Origin of the sequence: Mesorhizobium sp. M2A.F.Ca.ET.039.01.1.1 (genome assembly GCF_003998035.1) — a bacterium.
Taxonomy (GTDB): Bacteria; Pseudomonadota; Alphaproteobacteria; order Rhizobiales; family Rhizobiaceae; genus Mesorhizobium.
The window spans coordinates 1-1723 of record NZ_RZRY01001034.1; the positions used below are offsets into that span (position 1 = coordinate 1).

2 protein-coding genes are annotated in these 1723 nt (G+C 67.6%); both read right to left on the reverse strand.

Annotated elements, in window-relative coordinates; all coding sequences use genetic code 11:
• On the reverse strand, positions 1 to 898 hold an 898-nt coding region (gene cobG, locus EOA24_RS36970), incomplete at its 3' end, for a precorrin-3B synthase (protein ID WP_127410764.1).
• Positions 895 to 1723: cobaltochelatase subunit CobN (locus tag EOA24_RS36975; protein WP_189354558.1), on the reverse strand; the 829-nt coding region annotated here is incomplete at its 5' end. The genes cobG and EOA24_RS36975, both read right to left, overlap by 4 nt.

The window sequence follows — 1723 nt, forward strand, 5'->3', positions numbered from 1 at the left end:
CCGCAAGACTGAAGGTGTCGATGGGACTTCCCGCCGGCTGGCGTTCCATCGCCCCCCTCTCTGTCCTGCCGGACATCTCCCCCTCAAGGGGGGAGATTGCCTTGCCACCGCGGCTTTCGCCAATCGCAGACGTGAAGACGTGCGGGTTCGCCGCAGAGAGGGAGCCGTCGGCAAAGCTGCCAATCTCCCCCCCTGAGGGGGAGATGTCCGGCAGGACAGAGAGGGGGGCGCCGGAGTGCCAACTTGCCAGTGAATTAAGCTGTCTCTCCGTGAGATCCCGCGTATGCGCCTGGCGGCCTTTTTCAGCGACCATTCGGAGCGCGGCCACAGTGACGTAGCGTGAGGCTTCTTCCTCGACCATTGCAAGTGGCTTGGCGCTTTGATCATCACCGGCAACAGATACAGCCCACAGGACGCCAGCGCCGGCCCGCACCGCCTTGAGCCTCACATCGGCCGCCACGGCATCCATCGTCAACTGCCCGCCGCCATCGACAAGCACCGATACCTTCGGCCCCAGCCTTGCCGTCAGCCCAGCTTCTTCGATCGCCGCCCTGAGTCGCTCGGCCAGCGGACGCGGGTCAGCAACCTCCTGCGGATCGATCCCCGCCAGCGGCCCCGTCTCGACGGGCACGCCGGTCCGCACTTCAATACCAAGCGCATCCACCTCAGCCGCCAGCATCCGGGCGCTTTCCGCGCTCAGTCCGCGGATCTGCAGGCTGCCGCGCGCGGTCACTTCCATGATACCATTGCCGTGGCGCAGGGCGGATTCGCCTAATCGGATCAGCAAGTTTGGCGCAAGTCCTCCAGTGACTGGATTGAGCCGCACCATAAGCCCATCACCAGTCTGCATCGGCGCGCTGAGGGCCGGGCAAGCGCCGCGGCGTGAAAAGGCGTTCATGCCGCCACCCCGTTTGTTTCGGCTTCGGCGATCAAGGCAGCGAGATCGTCGTCGATGGAATTCCTGAGCGGATGCCAGAGGCCTCGCCGCCGGGCAGCGAGGAAGCGCTCGGCGATGACCTTTGCGGCGGCAGGGTTCTCGCGCAGCAGGAAGGCGCGAACGTCCGGGTCGCCGACATAGGCGTCATGCACGGCCTCGATCAGCGCGCCGGAAATGGCATGGGTGGTCTCGGCGAAGCCAACCAGGCGGTCGACCGTTTCGGCGAATTCCGAGGCGCCGCGCGGGCCGTGGCGCATCTGGCCGGCGATGAAGCGCGGGTTGACGGCGCGGGCGCGGACCACGCGCGAAACCGCTTCGCCGACCGAGCGCGGCTTCGGCTTCTGCGGGTCGGTGGTGTCGAGCACAATAACGTCGGCGTTGCGGCCAAGCGCTGCAAGCGCCGCCGAAAAGCCGCCGATGAAGGCGACATCGGCCGAGCCTTCGAGGATATCGCGGCCCGGATCGTCGCCGGTGTGGACGAGCAGGTCGGCCTCGGCGATCCGTCCCTCGAAGGCACCGGGCGCGGCAATCGCTTCTCCGTCGGCGCCGCCATAGGCGTGCGAGGTGGCGTCGAGATAGGCGCGGCCGATCTCCTCGCGCACGCCCCATTCGCCGCGCGACAGCAAATCCTCGACACCGGCGCCATAGGTGCCGGGCGAGGTGCCGAAAATGCGCGGGCTGATCTTGCCATGAGCGCGCGTCGCCGCGGCAAGGGGGTTTTCCGTATCGTCCTCGTCGCGGCCGGCGACGGCGCTGGCGGCGGCGTCGATCAGCGCGATCTGGGTC